Origin of the sequence: Vibrio ouci, assembly GCF_004551525.1 — a bacterium.
Classification (GTDB): domain Bacteria; phylum Pseudomonadota; class Gammaproteobacteria; order Enterobacterales; family Vibrionaceae; genus Vibrio; species Vibrio ouci.
In genome coordinates this window covers 1-342 of the sequence record NZ_SATR01000438.1, presented here as the reverse complement: position 1 = coordinate 342, position 342 = coordinate 1, and the positions used below count along the sequence as shown (strand labels likewise).

At 48.5% G+C, this 342-nt stretch carries 1 rRNA gene; it reads left to right on the top strand.

Annotation, left to right across the window (positions count from 1 at the left end):
• Positions 1–99: 99 nt before the first annotated feature.
• Positions 100–342 (top strand): 16S ribosomal RNA (locus tag ELS82_RS26165); the annotation flags it as partial.

Below are 342 nucleotides of genomic sequence, written 5' to 3'. Positions count from 1 at the left end.
TTGGCACAGTCAATTCATTATCGTTCTGTTGGAACGATAATAGCTTTAAAATTACACAGTAGTTTTGAAGTCAGTATTCATTGAGCCGAACAAAATCTTAAATTGAAGAGTTTGATCATGGCTCAGATTGAACGCTGGCGGCAGGCCTAACACATGCAAGTCGAGCGGAAACGACTTAACTGAACCTTCGGGGGACGTTAAGGGCGTCGAGCGGCGGACGGGTGAGTAATGCCTGGGAAATTGCCCTGATGTGGGGGATAACCATTGGAAACGATGGCTAATACCGCATAATGCCTTCGGGCCAAAGAGGGGGACCTTCGGGCCTCTCGCGTCAGGATATGC